The organism is Ruegeria sp. AK4, assembly GCF_056541025.1.
Genome location: NZ_JBQFXS010000001.1, coordinates 352109 through 367754, shown reverse-complemented (window position 1 = coordinate 367754; position 15646 = coordinate 352109). Strand labels below are relative to the sequence as shown.

14 protein-coding genes are annotated in these 15646 nt (G+C 60.6%); 8 read left to right on the top strand and 6 right to left on the bottom strand.

Annotation, left to right across the window (positions count from 1 at the left end):
- The first annotated feature begins 48 nt into the window (after positions 1–48).
- The 7 genes from ftsY to ACR0EZ_RS01580 all read left to right on the top strand — a co-directional run bounded on the left by ftsY (position 49) and on the right by ACR0EZ_RS01580 (position 8489).
- The gene (gene ftsY / locus ACR0EZ_RS01610; protein WP_480610090.1) at positions 49–1188 is read left to right on the top strand and encodes a signal recognition particle-docking protein FtsY; all 1140 of its coding nucleotides are present in this window, start codon (positions 49–51) and stop codon (positions 1186–1188) included.
- An 86-nt stretch (positions 1189–1274) separates the two neighbouring features.
- Complete coding sequence (locus ACR0EZ_RS01605; protein WP_480610088.1) at positions 1275–2177, top strand: EamA family transporter; 903 nt, start codon at positions 1275–1277, stop codon at positions 2175–2177.
- A gap of 17 nt (positions 2178–2194) precedes the next feature.
- Positions 2195–2800: an inner membrane-spanning protein YciB gene (locus ACR0EZ_RS01600; RefSeq protein WP_480610086.1), complete on the top strand. Its 606-nt coding sequence runs from the start codon at positions 2195–2197 to the stop codon at positions 2798–2800.
- A 126-nt stretch (positions 2801–2926) separates the two neighbouring features.
- Positions 2927–3595: a Crp/Fnr family transcriptional regulator gene (locus ACR0EZ_RS01595; protein ID WP_480610084.1), complete on the top strand. Its 669-nt coding sequence runs from the start codon at positions 2927–2929 to the stop codon at positions 3593–3595.
- 256 nt (positions 3596–3851) lie between these two features.
- On the top strand, positions 3852–4871 hold the full coding sequence (locus tag ACR0EZ_RS01590) for a hypothetical protein (protein WP_480610082.1): 1020 nt from the start codon (positions 3852–3854) through the stop codon (positions 4869–4871).
- Between the two features lie 88 nt (positions 4872–4959).
- The gene (locus tag ACR0EZ_RS01585; protein WP_480610080.1) at positions 4960–7977 is read left to right on the top strand and encodes a trypsin-like peptidase domain-containing protein; all 3018 of its coding nucleotides are present in this window, start codon (positions 4960–4962) and stop codon (positions 7975–7977) included.
- A gap of 107 nt (positions 7978–8084) precedes the next feature.
- A complete protein-coding gene (locus ACR0EZ_RS01580; protein ID WP_480610078.1) occupies positions 8085–8489 on the top strand; it encodes an OsmC family protein in 405 nt (134 codons plus the stop codon).
- 92 nt (positions 8490–8581) lie between these two features.
- On the opposite strand, the gene ACR0EZ_RS01575 is transcribed toward ACR0EZ_RS01580, so the two are convergent.
- The 6 genes from ACR0EZ_RS01575 to rpiA all read right to left on the bottom strand — a co-directional run bounded on the left by ACR0EZ_RS01575 (position 8582) and on the right by rpiA (position 14776).
- Positions 8582–10021 carry a Do family serine endopeptidase gene (locus ACR0EZ_RS01575; protein WP_480611130.1) on the bottom strand — a complete coding sequence of 480 codons (1440 nt, stop codon included), beginning with the start codon at positions 10019–10021 and terminating at the stop codon, positions 8582–8584.
- Between the two features lie 181 nt (positions 10022–10202).
- Positions 10203–10397 carry a DUF2065 domain-containing protein gene (locus ACR0EZ_RS01570; protein WP_480610076.1) on the bottom strand — a complete coding sequence of 65 codons (195 nt, stop codon included), beginning with the start codon at positions 10395–10397 and terminating at the stop codon, positions 10203–10205.
- On the bottom strand, positions 10397–11293 hold the full coding sequence (gene hflC / locus ACR0EZ_RS01565) for a protease modulator HflC (protein ID WP_480610074.1): 897 nt from the start codon (positions 11291–11293) through the stop codon (positions 10397–10399). Before hflC ends, ACR0EZ_RS01570 begins: the two co-directional genes overlap by 1 nt.
- Positions 11293–12435 carry an FtsH protease activity modulator HflK gene (hflK, locus tag ACR0EZ_RS01560; RefSeq protein WP_480611127.1) on the bottom strand — a complete coding sequence of 381 codons (1143 nt, stop codon included), beginning with the start codon at positions 12433–12435 and terminating at the stop codon, positions 11293–11295. The genes hflC and hflK overlap by 1 nt, the downstream gene beginning before the upstream one ends.
- Positions 12436–12507: 72 nt before the next feature.
- Entirely contained in the window at positions 12508–13866 is a 1359-nt protein-coding gene (gene gor / locus ACR0EZ_RS01555; protein WP_480610072.1) for a glutathione-disulfide reductase, read from the bottom strand.
- A 121-nt stretch (positions 13867–13987) separates the two neighbouring features.
- Positions 13988–14776, bottom strand: coding sequence for a ribose-5-phosphate isomerase RpiA (rpiA, locus tag ACR0EZ_RS01550; protein ID WP_480610070.1), 789 nt, complete (start codon positions 14774–14776; stop codon positions 13988–13990).
- A gap of 168 nt (positions 14777–14944) precedes the next feature.
- Here rpiA and ACR0EZ_RS01545 point away from each other — a divergent pair, with 168 nt between their 5' ends.
- Entirely contained in the window at positions 14945–15646 is a 702-nt protein-coding gene (locus ACR0EZ_RS01545) for a glutathione S-transferase family protein (RefSeq protein ID WP_480610068.1), read from the top strand.

Genomic DNA, 15646 nt, shown 5'->3' with positions numbered 1-15646 from the left:
CTGCCGCAAATCCGCATTAGGTGAGGGGACCACCTGCGGAGACCGAAAATGGCGTTTTTCTCAAAGCTCAAGGACAAGCTGTTCAAATCCTCATCGCGGCTCGAACAGGGGCTTGAAGCGATTGTCGAGGATGGGGGTGAGGAAACCGCTGCACCCGATCCGGTGATCCCCGAGCCCGAACCGGAACCGCAACCGGTTCCCGAGGTTCCCGAACCGGCCCCCGCCCCGCAACCGGTTGAAACGCCAACGCCTCTGCCCGCCGACCCCATTCCGGCCCCACCGCCGCCGGAAGTGCCGGAATCCAAGGGCCTGTTGGGCCGCCTGTTCAGCCGCAGCGAAACCCGTACCGAAATCCGGCGCACGCTGGATGACGATATGCTGGAGCAGCTCGAAGAGCTTCTGATCGCGTCGGATATGGGCGTCGACACCGCCCTGCGCGTCACCGCCAACATGGCCGAAGGGCGCTTTGGCCGCAAACTCTCGACCCGGGAAATCAAGCAACTGCTGGCGCAGGAAGTCGCCCGCGTGATGGAGCCTGTGGCCAATCCCATGCCGCTCTACCCCAAGCGCCCGCAGGTCGTGCTGGTCGTGGGCGTCAACGGCTCTGGTAAAACCACCACCATCGGCAAACTCGCCAGCCAGTTCAAAGCGGCAGGCAAAAAGGTCGTCATCGCCGCCGGAGATACCTTCCGTGCCGCTGCCGTCGAACAACTGCAGGTCTGGGGCGACCGCGCAGGCGTGCCGGTCCTGACCGCCCCCGAAGGGTCCGACCCTGCCTCGCTCGCGTTTGACGCCCTGACCAAAGCGCAGAACGATGGCGCTGACCTGCTGATGATCGACACAGCAGGCCGCCTGCAAAACCGCGCCGACCTGATGGAGGAACTGGCCAAAATCGTGCGCGTCATCCGCAAGGTCGACGAAACCGCTCCGCACAACACCCTGCTGGTGCTGGACGCCACGACTGGCCAGAACGCGCTGAGCCAGGTCGAAACCTTCCGCAACCTCGCCGATGTCTCGGGCCTTGTGATGACCAAACTCGACGGCACCGCAAAAGGCGGCGTGCTGGTGGCACTGGCCGACAAGTTCGGCCTGCCGATCCACGCCATCGGCGTCGGCGAGCAAATCGACGACCTCGCCCCCTTCGACCCCGAAGAATTCGCCGCCGCCCTCACCGGCCTGCAAAGCTGATCCGGACCTTCATCTGTCTGAAAATATCCTCCGGGGGTCCGGGGGTGGAAAACCCCCGGCCTCTCCACCCGCGAAAGACTTGAGTATTGAGTGACTGGCTGATCTCCCTCGAAGGCACTGAATCCGGTCACCACCTTGCCCTCGCCCTCGCACTGATGGCCGCCTTTCTGCACGCCGTTTTCGGCGCGTTGCAAAAGGGCCGGCACGACCCGTGGATGTCACGCGGGGCCATCGACGCCTGCTATTGCCTGATGGCAGCCCCCTTCGCGTTCTTCGTGGTCCCCTGGCCGGAACCCTATATGTGGCCCATCTTCGCCACCGTCTGGCTGATACATATCGGCTACAAAGTCCTGCAGGCCGCGGCATATACCAAGGGCTCATACACCGTGGTCTACCCGGTTGTACGCGGCACGGGCCCTCTGTTCACCGTCATCGGAGCCAACTTGCTGTTTGGTGAGACCTTCTCAGCCGTTCAATGGCTGGGGGTGGCGACCTTGATGGCAGGCATCTTCGGCCTCGCCGCCTATAACCTGCGGTACCTGGAAACCAACCGCGAGACACTGGGCATTGCCCTTGCGCTGGCACTGGCCACGGGCCTGTTCGTCGCGCTCTACACCACCTATGACGCCTACGGCATCCGCGCGACAGCCGACCCATTCACCTTCCTTGCATGGTTCTTCATGATCGACGGGGCAGCCATGCCCATCTATGCCGCCCTCAGATACCGCGCCATGATCCACCGCCCGGCGCTTGGCCCGCTTATGCTGCGCGGCCTTGCAGGCGGCATCATCGCACCCATGTCCTTCGGAGCCATCATGCTTGCCACCCGCCTCGACAAAGTTGGCGAGGCTGCGGTGCTGCGCGAAACCTCAACGGTTTTTGCCGCGCTGATCGGATGGCTGGTTCTGAAAGAAACCGTCGGCCCAAGGCGCATTGCCCTGATGGCATTGATTGCACTCGGCGCCGTAATAGTTGAAATGGGCGGGTAAGCAGCAGGACGCAGGCCATGACAGACAAAAAAGAGATCAACCCGTTTCTGAAACAGGCATTGGAACTGGGCCCGCCGCTGGCCTTTTTCCTCATCTATCTGCGCCTGCGCGATGACAGCTTTCTGATCGGCGGCACCGAGTATTCTGGCTTTATCGTCGCTACCATCATCTTCGTGCCTCTGATGCTGGGTGCGATGGGCGTGCTTTGGCTCCTGACCGGCAAGCTCAGCCGGATGCAGATTTTCACGGCGATCATGGTGATCTTCTTCGGCGGCCTGACCGCCTGGTTCAATGACGAGCGGTTCTTCAAGATGAAAACAACGCTTGTCTACGGCTTCTTCTCGGTCATCCTTGGCGTTGGGCTGCTACAGGGCAAATCCTATCTGGCCTATGTTCTGGACGAGATGCTGCCCATGCGCCACGAAGGTTGGATGATCCTGACCCGACGCTTGTGCGGCTGTTTCGCCGTTCTGGCGGTGGCCAACGAACTGGTCTGGCGCACGCTGTCCACCGATCTTTGGGTCAAGATCGAAACCTTCGGCTTTCCCATCGCCCTGATGGTGTTTCTGATGCTGCAGTTCAACCTGCTGCAGAGCTATATGGACGATCCCGACCATCAATAGGCCCGGCGCGGTGCACTTGCAGGGATCGGCCCAACCGGCGAAAACCTGACAAAATCCTTGGCTTAGCCCCCAAGCTGTGAAAGGTTAACTCACCACTCACAATTTACACCCGGAGACCCGTAACGTATGACGGCCTTCCCAAACAGCGGCTTTTTGTCCGACGCATCTGAAGGGCTGCGGGCAATGCTGTCTGCACAAGCATCCGAAATTTCACTGACCAAGGGGGAAACCCTGTTCGAACAGGGCGACGAAGGCGATGCGCTTTATGCCATTCTTGAAGGCACGCTCGAGGTTTCGTTTCTGGCCATGAGCGGCCGAAAACTGACCCTGACCCTGATGCGCCCCGGCGAGGTGTTTGGCGAAATTGCGCTATTCGACAGCGGCCCCCGCACAGCAACCATCGCCGCAGCGGAACCTTCACGGGTTTTGCGTGTGCGCCGCCGGGACGTGATGAACCAGATCCGCCAGCATCCGGACCTTGCGGTCGATATGGTCCGTCTGGCAGGCCTGCGCATGCGCTGGATGGGCTCGCAACTGAACGAGCAGGTCTTTCTGCCGATGCCGATCCGGCTGGCGCGCAAACTGTTGCACCTGTCGGGGCTTCAGGACAATCCGCGTGACCGCATCACCCTGTCGCAAAGCGAACTGGCTGAATTCGTCGGCGCCACGCGCGAGGCGGTGTCCAAGACGATTTCAACCTGGAAACGCGACGAGGTGGTCGAGGCATCGCGCGGCGGCTTGCTGATCCAGGATTTTGAGGCCCTGCGGGAACTCGCGGAATCCGACCTGATCTGATCCTTGTGACTTGCTTCACAGACGGGCGCCCGCCCGGGGTCTAAAGTGATTCCTGTTACTGTAAGAGGTCAGAGAATCATCCCCGATATCTGTCCACTGATCTCTCCCTGTATCTGAGCCATATGCCCATGGGCGTATGGCTCATTTTTTGTTTGCGACAGGCATCAATCGCCGGGGACACAGCGATCCCGATACTGACGCGCCATTTCCGTGCTAGACTGACGCTTGCGCGTCTCAGCAAGGCAAGAGGTTCGGTTTGGCTAAACGTCATGTAAAACTGCGTTATTTTGCAATAGCGCTGCTGCCGATCGTCGTCTTCGGGGTACATGAGCTTATCCTGAAGCACATGATCGCGGCAGACCTTGATGTGCCCGTCGCCATCCTGCTGGACGACCGTCCATGGCTGGAATCGACCGGCCGTTTCCGGTTTCTGGCGGCCTCGTGGTTCTTTGTCGCCTTGTCTCTGCTGCCCGTGGCATTGCTGGCCCGCACCCTGTCGCGCCCGATCGACCGCAAGACCAAAACCGCCGCGATCCTGACCGTTCTGGCGATCTTTGTTATGGCCATCGTTCCGACGATCCAGCAATACGTGACCGCTCAGGCCCCCAAGATTTACCATCAGGTGGGAAAGGCCGTGTTTGAAACCGCCCTGTCACAGGGTACCCTGCCCGGCTGCAAAACGCCCGAAGATGCGTGGCTGCTGGGAAACTGCGGTGACAAGCCCGTCTTTGCCATGTTCTTGCGTGTTATGGACATCGTAAATGCCTTTGCCGGACTTGCGGTCGGATCGCTGATCGTGGGGATGATCCTGTGCCTGACCTCGAGTGACCGCAGCGATGTCGAGGAAACGGCGACTGAACTGGCCAAAAACCTGCGTCAGATGCGGCAGCAATTGTATCTGTCCAGCCTGATCCTGACCTTTGGCATGTTCTTTGCCACCAGTTGGATGCACTGGCCTCTGCCTTTGATCGCGGACGCGCACAAGGCTGCGTATACATCGCTTGTCACCTCGTCTGCTTTGTTTACGGGCACGTATTTCTGCCTGCTGATGCTCAGCTTTTTCCTTCCGGTCGCGGTCATTCTGGACACCCGGATCAACAGGCTGGCCCTTGCCGCAAACCGGATTGACGACCCCGAAAGCGAGTTTGATGTTAGCGCATGGCGCTCGTCGCACGGGTTGTCCGAGGGGACCAGCGACCTGCTGCGCGCAGGGTTCGCCCTGATTGCGCCGATCCTGGCGGCGTTTGCGGGCGGTATTACCCCGCTGCCCATTTGAACCCAATACCGACCCCAAGGTGCTTTGCAGGTTAATCTGTGATAAGGTCAGACTTATTCGTTAAGTTCTATATTCCCGAGGATTGGCCATGCAGAAGATTTCTTACGCCAGATTCATGGATCTGTGGGAAAATCTGGATACCCCTGATCACGTTCTTGAAAACTACGTCATCATGGAACCGGGCGAGAGCGCGTTTTCCTTCAACATTCGCCCAAATCCTGAAACCGTCTATGATATCCCCCGGTTCGAGGCCAGCCTGTCCAGCCTGAACTCGCGCAGCCGACGCCGCAGGCAACGGGATTTCAACGATGCGATCAAGGCGAGCGATACCCGGCCCGTTCTTGTCAGCGAAGGCGACAGCTGGTTTCAGTTCCCGCTGCTTCTGGACGACGTGATTGACCATCTGGGCGACGATTACCTGATCTGGAGCCTCGGGGCCGCCGGCGACACGGTCGAGAACATGATCGACAATGATACGGCGGAATACATGCAGGGCCTGCGCGATCAGGCCCACCATGTTCAGGCGTTTCTGCTGTCGGCCGCTGGCAACGATGTGATCGGCGCGAAGAACGGGAAACCTGTGCTGCTGTCGCTACTGCATAACGGCACGAGGTCGGACCGGCCCGAAAAGCTGATCAACCGGGCCGAGCTGAAACGGGTAACGGACGGCCTGCGCGAAAGCTATCGCAAGGTTGTGCGCAATGTCCGGTCCGACGACCAGTTTAAGACCCTTCCCATTCTGATCCACGGTTACGATTATGCCTTCCCGTTTCCAAACAGCAGGAATGACAATCGCCGCCCGATCTGGGTTTTCACCAATCGGGACAAATGGTTGGGCAGCGCTTTTAAAGACAAGGGCATCGACAATCCCAAAACCCGGCGCGAGATTATCCGTATCCTGATCGACGCACTCTATGACACCCTCGCCGAGGTCGCGGATGAGGACCCGAACGTTCATCTGATTGACGTGCGCCGAACCCTGACGCACAGAACCGATTGGGCGGATGAGATTCACGCCAAAAGCCCCGGATTTGGCCGGGTCGCTGCCAAATTCGATCATGTGCTGAAACAGGTGGTCACGCGCAGCGACGGGTTCGAAACCTCTGCCGTCTATGGTGGGGGTGGCGGTTCGACCCAGCCGGGCGAGATCTCGACCATGCCCAAAGCGGCCAGATCCCGCATCGGCGTGCCCGAGGTTGCCGGTGAAACCCTCGGCATCCCCAATCTTGAAATGTTTGCCGAAGGTTTCACCGCCAGTACCCGGTTCGAGGCGATCATCGAAGAGGATGACAGCGTACCTTACGGCTTTCTGTCCAAAGGGGCCGAGGTCGGCAAGGCCGTCGCCCGGATCAGCACCCATGGCAGGTCCTGGGATGGACGAACCGGCAGTTGGCGGGGCACCGGCTTTCTGATCGCGCCCAACATCCTGCTGACCAATTCCCACGTGATCAACAGCCCCGAGGTCGCCTCGGAAGCCGAGGTGGAGTTCGGATACGAGGAAGGCGCGGACGGAGAGCTGTTACCCTCGACCCGGTTCCGGTTGAACCCCAGCAGGCTGTTCATCACCAGCCCGCCCGAGGATCTGGACTATTGCTTTGTCTGGGTCGAAGGCAACCCCGGTCAGCAATTCAACAGCATACAGCTTTGGCGCGGGTCGTTTATCGCGCAGGACCGCTATCCCGCCCATATCATCCACCACCCGGATGGCAGGCCCAAACGGGCTTCACTGCGCAAGAATGACATCTTCACCGGACTCGGCTCGCGCGAGGTGCTGGTTCATTACACAGCGGACACGATGTATGGCAGCTCTGGCGCCCCTGTCCTGCGCGACGACTGGCGATTGTTTGCCCTGCATCACGCGTTCGAGGACGTGGATACCGACCTTCGCCGAGACATGAACAAGGCGGGCTACGACGGCGACCGCATCAACGAAGGCATCAAGATTTCCGCCATCGCCATCGATCTGGACATTCGCGCCCGCACCGGGCCGGACCCGCAATCCGCGCGCGAGGTGTTGCGCCACATGGGCGGCAGCGACTCGCGCACAGGGTATTTCGGTACGCTGGGCCGAAAACCCAGCGGCGAAACCGCATTCGAGCGCGTGGTGGATACCTATCGCGGGGCGGATCAGGACGTCGATGTCGCCTTCTGGAATGTCGAATGGTTCAACAGAGACTACGAGCATAAACTCAGCGACGTCGCCCGGGTCATCGCGGACCTCAACCTGGATATCTGGGCGCTCGAGGAAGTGTCGCCGGAAGCGACCGAAGCGCTGGTTGCGGAACTGAAACGTAAGTTCGAGATGGAATTCGACTATCTTGCCTCAGAACCCGGGGCCAGCACCGGCAGGCAGACCACAACCGTCATCTGGAACACTCTGACCGTGTCGGGTGAAAGTCTGGACTGGCCGGTCGAGGCGCACCGGCTGCTGAAACTCGACAGCCGCGATCCCGATGCGCAGGAGTTCGAAGCGGTGGACGGCAAGATCTTTAACCGCTACCCGGGGCTGTTCCGGTTTACCTCGACCACCTCAGCATCGAGTGACCCGTTCGACTTCCTGCTGGTCCCGCTGCACCTCAAGGCCAAATCCGAGGGGGCAAAAAGGCGCAAGATGGCGGCAAACATGCTGGCCAAGGTCATCAACATGGCCATGAGCGAATTTGGCGAGACGGATGTTCTGATCGGCGGCGACATCAATGCCGAGCTTGGAACGGGCCAGTTTCAGGGATTGCTGGACGCCGATTTTCAGGCGCTCAGCGCGGCGGATGAACGCGACGGGGCCTTTACCTATCTCAAGCGGCCCTACCTGTCGCTGATCGACTCGATCTTTGCCTCGGCGGACATGAGCGCGAATATCGACAGCGAGGATTTCATGATCATCGCCGCCGACCGCGCCTTTCCCGACTTCGTGACGCGGGTGTCGGATCATCGCCCTGTCATGGTTCGGCTCAGTCTGGGGGACGCGACCGAGGCGGCGGGTTCTGGCAAGTCGACCACGACCACCGCTGATACCTCTGGCGGCGACGGGTGCATTCGCAAGGTCGCCGACAGTTTCCGTAAGGACCCGGAGGGAACGCTCCGGCGGATTCTGAACGCGTCCGAGTGAGGTGTTCGCGGCAAGGCTTGGTCTGTTTCCCATTGATGGAGGCCCCGGTTTTCAGGGATGTCACCGTCCATTTTGAGGTCGCCGAAAAGCTTGGAGGGGTAACGTAGATGCAAGTTAACGTAAGTTTGCGAAATCTGCCCGGCACCGAAGCAGCGGTCGGTTGGGCTGGCGGGCATACGATCGTTGCCGACAGACCTCTGGGAAAGGCGGGCGGACAAGGGCTTGGTTTCAACGGTGCCCAACTGCTTGCCCTGTCCTTAGGCGGGTGTTTTTGCAACGACCTGCGCTATGTGGCCGACGAACTGGGTGTCGGGATATCAGAAATATCGGTGGATGTTTCGCTTGAGTTGGCCGGTGAGCCTTTGGTCGCAGTTGCGGCGCAAATGACCGTTCACTGCACAACCAAGGATGGCTCTGACGCGTCAGTCATTGTCGAGCGTGCCAAATCTAGTTGCATGGTAAGCAACTCGCTGACGCGGGGCGTGCCTGTCACCATCTCGACGGCTGGTTAGCCTGTATCTAAAACGACAGCACCCCCGCATTTTGTGCGAGGGTGCTTACTTCTCAAGTGACGGCTATCCGATATCCCGGAGGCGCGTTCAGCTTATTCCTCAAGGCTCAGCGCGACAAAGCGCGGGTCGCCGCCTCGACGCACCAGCAGCAGCAGGGATTTACGGCCCGCCTCGCGGGCTTCCTCCATCCGTGCTTCAAGATCGGTGATGGTTTCAACCTTTTGCTGACCAGCTTCGGTGATCAGATCACCCGCCCGCAGGCCTTTGGCAAACGCTTCGGACGCTTCGTCGACCTCGGACACAACCAGACCATCCGCATCGGCATCCAGCCCCATGTCTTCACGCAGCGTGTCCGTCAGCGGCGAGATTGTAAGGCCCAGTATGTCGGCGTTTTCGTCCGTTTCGGCATCAGGTGTTTCCTCGTTACCAGTATCAGCGCGTTCGGCATCTTCACGGCGGCCCAACGTGACCAGCACGGTCTGCGTGCCGCCATCCCGATGCACGACGACCCGCACCGACTTGCCAACAGTGGTTTCGCCCACCTGACGCACAAGGCCACGCGTGTCTTCCACCTCGACCCCGTCAAAGCTCAGGATCACGTCACCGGCTTTCAGGCCCGCCTCTTTCGCGGGTCCATCCGGCACATCGCTGATCAGCGCGCCGCCGGGTTTGTCCAGCCCCATTGCCTCGGCCATGTCCTCGGTCACGTCCTGAATGCGTACGCCCAGCCAGCCGCGGCGGGTTTCTCCGAACTCGCGCAGCTGATCAACAACCTTGATCACCACGTTCGAGGCCATCGAGAACCCGATGCCAATCGAGCCGCCATTAGGCGACAGGATCGCTGTGTTCACACCGATCACCTGCCCGTCCATGTTGAACAGCGGCCCGCCCGAGTTGCCGCGGTTGATCGCCGCATCGGTCTGGATGTAGTCGTCATAAGACCCGCTCAGCGCCCGGTTCCGGGCCGAGACGATCCCGGCAGAGACCGAAAAGCCCTGCCCCAGCGGGTTGCCCATGGCGATCACCCAATCCCCAACCCGCGCCGTGTCGCTGTCGCCGAACTGAACATATTGCAGCGGGCCTGTCGCTTCGACCTTGAGCAGCGCGATATCGGTTTTTTCGTCGGTCCCGATGACCTTGGCAGGCAGTTCCTTGGCGGGCTGCCCGTCGCCGGGGAAAAATTCGATAAGAATTTCATCAGCTTCCGCGATGACGTGATTGTTCGTGACGATGAACCCGTCTTCTGAGATCACAAAGCCCGACCCCAGCGCGTTGCTGCGGCGCGGGCGGCTGTCGTCATCGCCGTTGCGGTCCTGAAACTCGCGGAAGAAATCCTCGAACGGAGAGCCTTCGGGCACGATGCCCTGCGGGCCGCTCTGCCCCTCGATCAGCGTGCTGGTGGTGATGTTCACCACCGCCGGACTGATCTGTTCGGCCAGCGGAGCAAGGCTTTCGCCCCGCGCCTGCGCCGCGATGGTCTGCGCCAGAACAAGCAGCGACCCTGCAAAGGCCAGCCACATCAACCGCATCATAACACTTAACTCGTCCCACCGGACGGACACACTGCGCGCTTTCGCCTGCACTTGGGGTCTCCTCGTCGACAAACCTTCCGGGCTGCCCACCGGCAGCCTTCCTTGATATCCAATGTAGTCAGTTTGACAACGTGAGCAACTCGGGATCGCGCGGAAATCACCGGCAAGTGAGGTCCTTGTGTCAAAATCCCAACTGGTAAGCGCCCCAAAGCAGGACCAGCCCGCTGACCACACACAGCAACCCCATCAGCCGCCGGGCCGATTCCGGCAGCGCGCGCAGCGCCTCGAGCATGCGTTCAATAAGCGAAGGGGCCAGCGCATAGGCCAGCCCCTCGACAATCAGCACCAGCCCGAGGGCCAGAAGGATCATTCCCATTACTCAGATGCCGCAGCAGCCGGTGCCCGCCGTCCGCTCGGCGAGGCGAGATAGTTGAAGAACTCGGAATCCGGGCTCAGGATCAACGAACTGTTGCTGCCTTGCAGGGCATTCTCGTAGGCGGTCAGCGAGCGGTAGAACTCAAAGAATTCCGGGTCCGCGCCATAGGCCTCGGCGAAGATCGCGTTGCGCTCGGCGTCTGCCTCACCGCGAATGATCTCGGCCTCGCGATTGGCGTCCGAGACCAGTTCGACCACGGTCCGGTCGGCCTGCGCGCGCACGCGCTGCGCCGCTTCGTTACCACGGGCGCGTTCGTCGGTCGCCTCACGTTCCCGTTCCGCTTTCATCCGGTCGAATGTCGCTTCAAGGTTCGCCTGCGGCAGATCGGTCGCCTTCAGACGCACGTCGATCACGCTTACACCCAGCGCACGCGCTTCGGCAATTGCGCTGTTGCGGATGCGCAGCATCAGGGCGGCACGGTCAGAACTGAGGATATCGCGGGACGAAACCGAACCCAGAACCTCACGCGTTTCGGCGCGCAGGATACGGTCCAGACGATCTTCGGCCACCGGGATGCCACCGACACCAACGGCCTGTCGGAACTGTTCCAGATCGGAAATCCGGTAGCGTGCAAAGGCATCGACCACCAGACGGCGATCATCCAGAGGGGTGACTTCCAGCGGCTGCACGTCGATCGACAGGATGCGGTCATCATAACGCACCACTTCCTGAATCAGCGGAATCTTAAACGCCAGACCGGGTTCTTCTTTGACCGCAACGACACGGCCAAACTGCAGCACCAGCGCGCGTTCACGCTCGTCCACGATGAAGATCGAGGACAAAAGGCCGACAACCGCAATCACGATGATCGGCAGAATAAATGTTGCCTTACGCATCAGTTGCTCTCCTCGGCCTGGTTGCGGCGCAGTTCGTTCAGCGGCAGGTAGGGCACAACGCCCTGCCCCGAGCCGGTGGAGTTTTCATCCAGAATGATCTTGTCCACGTCGCCCAGAACCTGCTCCATCCGTTCCAGATAGAGGCGCTTGCGGGTCACGTCCGGCGCTTTGGAATATTCCTCGAGAACCGCGCTGAAGCGGCTCGCCTCACCCTGAGCACTGTTGATCTGCTGAGCGCGATAGGCTTCGGCCTCTTCCAGAACCTGCGCGGCTTCACCACGCGCTTCGGCCAGAACCCGGTTTGCGTAAGCGTCGGCCACGTTCTGCAGACGGTCACGTTCCTGCGCAGCGGCCTGAACGTCGCGGAAGGCGGCGATCACGTCCTGCGGCGGGTCGGCCTTGTCAAAGTTCACACGGACGATGTTCACGCCGGAATCATAGCTGTCCATCGTCAGCTGAATCAGCTCCTGCAGACGTTCGGCAATGATCCCGCGATCCCGGTTCAGGATCGGGGCCAGTTCGCTTTGTGCAATAATCTCGCGCATCGCCGATTCCGACACGGCGCGGATCGTTTGACGCGGATCGCGCAGGTTAAACAGATACTTGGCCGGATCGTTGATGTTCCAGACGACCTGATAGTCGATATCGACCACGTTCTCGTCCCCGGTCAGCATCAGACCATCGTCGCTGCCGCGCGCACCGCCCATATCTTCGTTTTGTTCGCGGGTGACCGGTATAACTTCAGCCGTTACAAACGGCCACGGAGCGAAGTTCAGGCCCGGATTGCCGACAGCCGAGAACTCACCCAGAAACAGCTCAACCGACTGTTCTTCGGGCTTGACGGTGTAGAAGCTGGCCAGCCCCCACAGCACCGCCGCGGCCACCAGACCAATCGCAACCGTGCCTTTGGTGAACGCCGGACCACCGCCGCCGCCCGAACCGCCGGTGCCACGGCCACCGCCGCCGCGACCGCCCATCAGGACGCGCAGCTGCTCTTGCCCCTTTTTCATCAGTTCGTCGATCTCGGGGATCTGCGGGCCGTCGTCCTGGGGTGGCTTGCGCCCGTCCCCGTTGTTACCCCGATTTCCTCCGCCGCCGGATGAGCTTCCGCCCCCCCAGGGGCCACCGCTGTTGCCCGCCATATGTGTCTTTTCCCTTGTGTTGGACCGTGTGATCACGGGTTCCCTTGTAACGTGTGTGCGCGCGGTTGCAAATCAAGCCGTACGCACAGGTTGCCGCAGTGTTACCAGTTCTTCGGCCATGACCGGATGAACCGCAACCGTGCGGTCGAAATCTTCCTTCGTCGCGCCCATCTTGACGGCGATGCCCGCAAGCTGGATCATCTCGCCCGCGCCGGGGGCAACGATGTGGCAGCCCAGCACCTTGCGGGTCGCCTGACTGACGAGAAGCTTCATCAAAACGCGCTGCGTGCCACCGGCAAACGCCTTTTGCATCGGCTTGAACGAAGTTGCGTAAACCTCGATAGGTTCCTGCGCGGCGGCTTCTTCCTCGCTCAACCCCACGGTGCCGAATTCGGGCTGGGTGAAGATCGCGGTCGGGATCAATTCGTGATCCACCGGCGTCGGGTTGCCTTTGAACACGGTCTCGACAAAGGCCATGCCTTCGCGGATCGCTACAGGGGTCAGGTTCACGCGGTCGGTCACATCGCCGATAGCATAGATCGAGGGCACGGCAGTCTGGCTGTATTCATCGACGATGATCTCACCCTTGCGGCCGCGTTCTACGCCTAAGTTCTCCAGCCCCAGATCGTCGGCATTCGGCGCACGGCCCGTGGCGTACATCACCACGTCGAACAGCTGCTCGGACCCGTTGGTGGCCTTGACCCAGATCTTGTCGCCCTGCTGTTTCATCTCAAGCACGTTTGTGCCCAGATGCAGGTCGATGCCGTTCTGGCACATCTCTTCACTGATCAGACCGCGCGCCTCTTCGTCGAAGCCGCGCAGGATTTGCGCCCCGCGATAATACTGAGTGGTCTTCACCCCCATCCCGTTCATGATCCCGGCAAACTCGCTGGCGATATAGCCGCCGCCGACGATCAGGATGCTTTCGGGCAGCTTGTCGAGGTGGAAGATTTCGTTCGATGTGATTGCCAGTTCCGACCCCGGAAACTCGGGCACAACCGGGCGGCCACCGGTGGCGATCAAAATGTGCTTGGCCGTTTTGCGCGTACCATCGGCCAGTTCCACTGTATGCGGGTCAACCACGCGGGCGCGCTGGTCAAAACTTTCGACGCCGTTGTTCTTCAGGATATTGCGGTAGATACCTTCCAGCCGGTCCAGTTCCGCAACCAGCTTGCCGTGGAATGTGTTCCAGTCGAGGGCACCGGGCCGGATGTCCCAGCCATAGGCCTGCGCATCGCCCACCATGCCCGAAAACTCGCTGGCGAAAACCATCAGCTTTTTCGGGACACATCCGCGGATAACGCAGGTGCCGCCATAGCGATCCTCTTCCGCCAGCGCCACTTTGGCCCCGGTTTCACCCGCTGCCACACGCGCCGCCCGGACCCCGCCCGAGCCGCCACCGATGACGAAAAGATCATAATCAAAGCTCATGCCGGGTTCCTTCATTCAACAAAATTCCTTGGATATCTGGGCGTGAAAACCGATGTGCCAACCCCTGACCCCGGAAAATCCTGTTTTTCCTCGGGTGGTTGGGAACAACGCCAGACAGACCTCAATCCGCCAGATCCGAAAACAGGTTCTCTTTGGTTCCACTGACAAGCTGGTCCAGCTCGATCGTGCCTTCGTTGATGTCGCGCAGTTCGACCCGGCCATCGCCGTGGCCGATGACCACCTTGTCGCAAATATCGATGAACAGCCCGTTTTCCACCACGCCCGGAACCTGGTTCAGCACCAGCGCCAGATGCCGCGCATTGCCGATGCGTTGCAGGTGCAGGTCCAGAATGTGGTTCCCCTCATCCGTCACAAAGGGCGCCTCGCCGTTCATGCGCAAGGCCGCGGAATTGCCCAGGACATCCATCGTATCCAGCGCCTCTTCGATCAGGGTGCGCGTGGTCTGCCAGCCAAACGGGATCACCTCGACCGGCAGGGGAAACGCACCCAGCGTTTCGACCTCTTTGCCCGCGTCGGCGATGACCACCATCTGATCGCTGGCCGTGGCCACGATCTTTTCCTGCAGATGCGCCCCGCCGCCGCCCTTGATCAGGTTCAGCTCGCCATCAAACTCATCTGCGCCGTCAATGGTCATGTCCAGCCAACCGGCCTGATCCAGCGAGACAACCTCGATCCCCACTTCGCGCGCCAGTTGGGCGGTACGGGTCGAGGTCGGAACGCCCTTGATCCGCAACCCTTCATCCTGCACCCGTTCCCCCAGACGCCGCACCAGCCAGGCGGCGGTCGAGCCCGTGCCCAAACCAACCCGCATTCCGTCCTCAACCATTTCGGCAGCGCGGCACGCGGCAACGTATTTTGCCGTATCGATGGGCGAGAGTTCTCCGGTCATGGCAGCATTCCTTGGTATCCCGCCCGCGTTATACGAAAAGCGCGGATCGACTGCGAGACCCAAACCGCAAAAATGCCCGCCAAAAACACGTCGCCAAAATGCGCGTTTCTTATAGGAAACGTCGCAATCGGTGCTTCCTGATCAGCGGGGGCGATATAGATACATATCATGACCGCGCCCTTTCGCCTTCACTATGCCCCCGACAACGCCTCGCTGGTGATCCGGCTGGCGCTCGAGGAGATGGGACTGCCCTATGAAACCGCCCTCGTTGACCGAGCGCGGGATGAGCAGAATGGCGCGGAGTACCGGGCGTTGAACCCCAACGGTCTGATCCCGGTTCTGGAAACGCCGCAAGGTCCGATCTTCGAGACCGCCGCGATCCTGTTGTGGCTGGCCGATACCCATGGGCGGCTTGCCCCTGCCCCCGACAGCCCCGAACGCGGACCGTTTCTGAAATGGCTGTTCTTTGCCTCGAACACGCTGCACGCGGACCTGCGCATCCTGTTTTATGCCGAGAAATACATCGATGCATCGCATGCGGACACCCTGCGAGACGGCATTCGCCCCCGGCTGCGCACCCATCTGAAACTGCTGGATGCCGAGGCGAAACGGGCACCAGCTTGGTTACACGCCGATCAGCCCTCGGTCCTGACTTATTACATTGCCTGCATGATGCGGTGGATGGCGCTCTATCCTGCGCAAGTGGACCGGTCGTGGTATCAAATGGCCGACACGCCGTATTTGCAGAACATTCTGCAACAGCTTGAAACCAGGCCTGCGACGCGTGCCGCTATCGCCGCCGAAGGTCTGGGTGTTACACCGTTTACGTCACCAACTTACGCCAACCCTCCAGAAGGCTCAGCTATCTGA

Bases quoted from the DNA above. Each gene is read 5' to 3' on its own strand.
- ACR0EZ_RS01545 (WP_480610068.1), top strand. From the start codon at position 14,945: ATGACCGCGCCCTTTCGCCTTCACTATGCCCCCGACAACGCCTCGCTG.
- gor (WP_480610072.1), bottom strand. From the start codon at position 13,866: ATGAGCTTTGATTATGATCTTTTCGTCATCGGTGGCGGCTCGGGCGGG.
- ftsY (WP_480610090.1), top strand. From the start codon at position 49: ATGGCGTTTTTCTCAAAGCTCAAGGACAAGCTGTTCAAATCCTCATCG.
- ACR0EZ_RS01600 (WP_480610086.1), top strand. From the start codon at position 2,195: ATGACAGACAAAAAAGAGATCAACCCGTTTCTGAAACAGGCATTGGAA.
- hflK (WP_480611127.1), bottom strand. From the start codon at position 12,435: ATGGCGGGCAACAGCGGTGGCCCCTGGGGGGGCGGAAGCTCATCCGGC.
- hflC (WP_480610074.1), bottom strand. From the start codon at position 11,293: ATGCGTAAGGCAACATTTATTCTGCCGATCATCGTGATTGCGGTTGTC.
- ACR0EZ_RS01585 (WP_480610080.1), top strand. From the start codon at position 4,960: ATGCAGAAGATTTCTTACGCCAGATTCATGGATCTGTGGGAAAATCTG.
- ACR0EZ_RS01570 (WP_480610076.1), bottom strand. From the start codon at position 10,397: ATGGGAATGATCCTTCTGGCCCTCGGGCTGGTGCTGATTGTCGAGGGG.
- rpiA (WP_480610070.1), bottom strand. From the start codon at position 14,776: ATGACCGGAGAACTCTCGCCCATCGATACGGCAAAATACGTTGCCGCG.
- ACR0EZ_RS01580 (WP_480610078.1), top strand. From the start codon at position 8,085: ATGCAAGTTAACGTAAGTTTGCGAAATCTGCCCGGCACCGAAGCAGCG.
- ACR0EZ_RS01575 (WP_480611130.1), bottom strand. From the start codon at position 10,021: ATGATGCGGTTGATGTGGCTGGCCTTTGCAGGGTCGCTGCTTGTTCTG.
- ACR0EZ_RS01595 (WP_480610084.1), top strand. From the start codon at position 2,927: ATGACGGCCTTCCCAAACAGCGGCTTTTTGTCCGACGCATCTGAAGGG.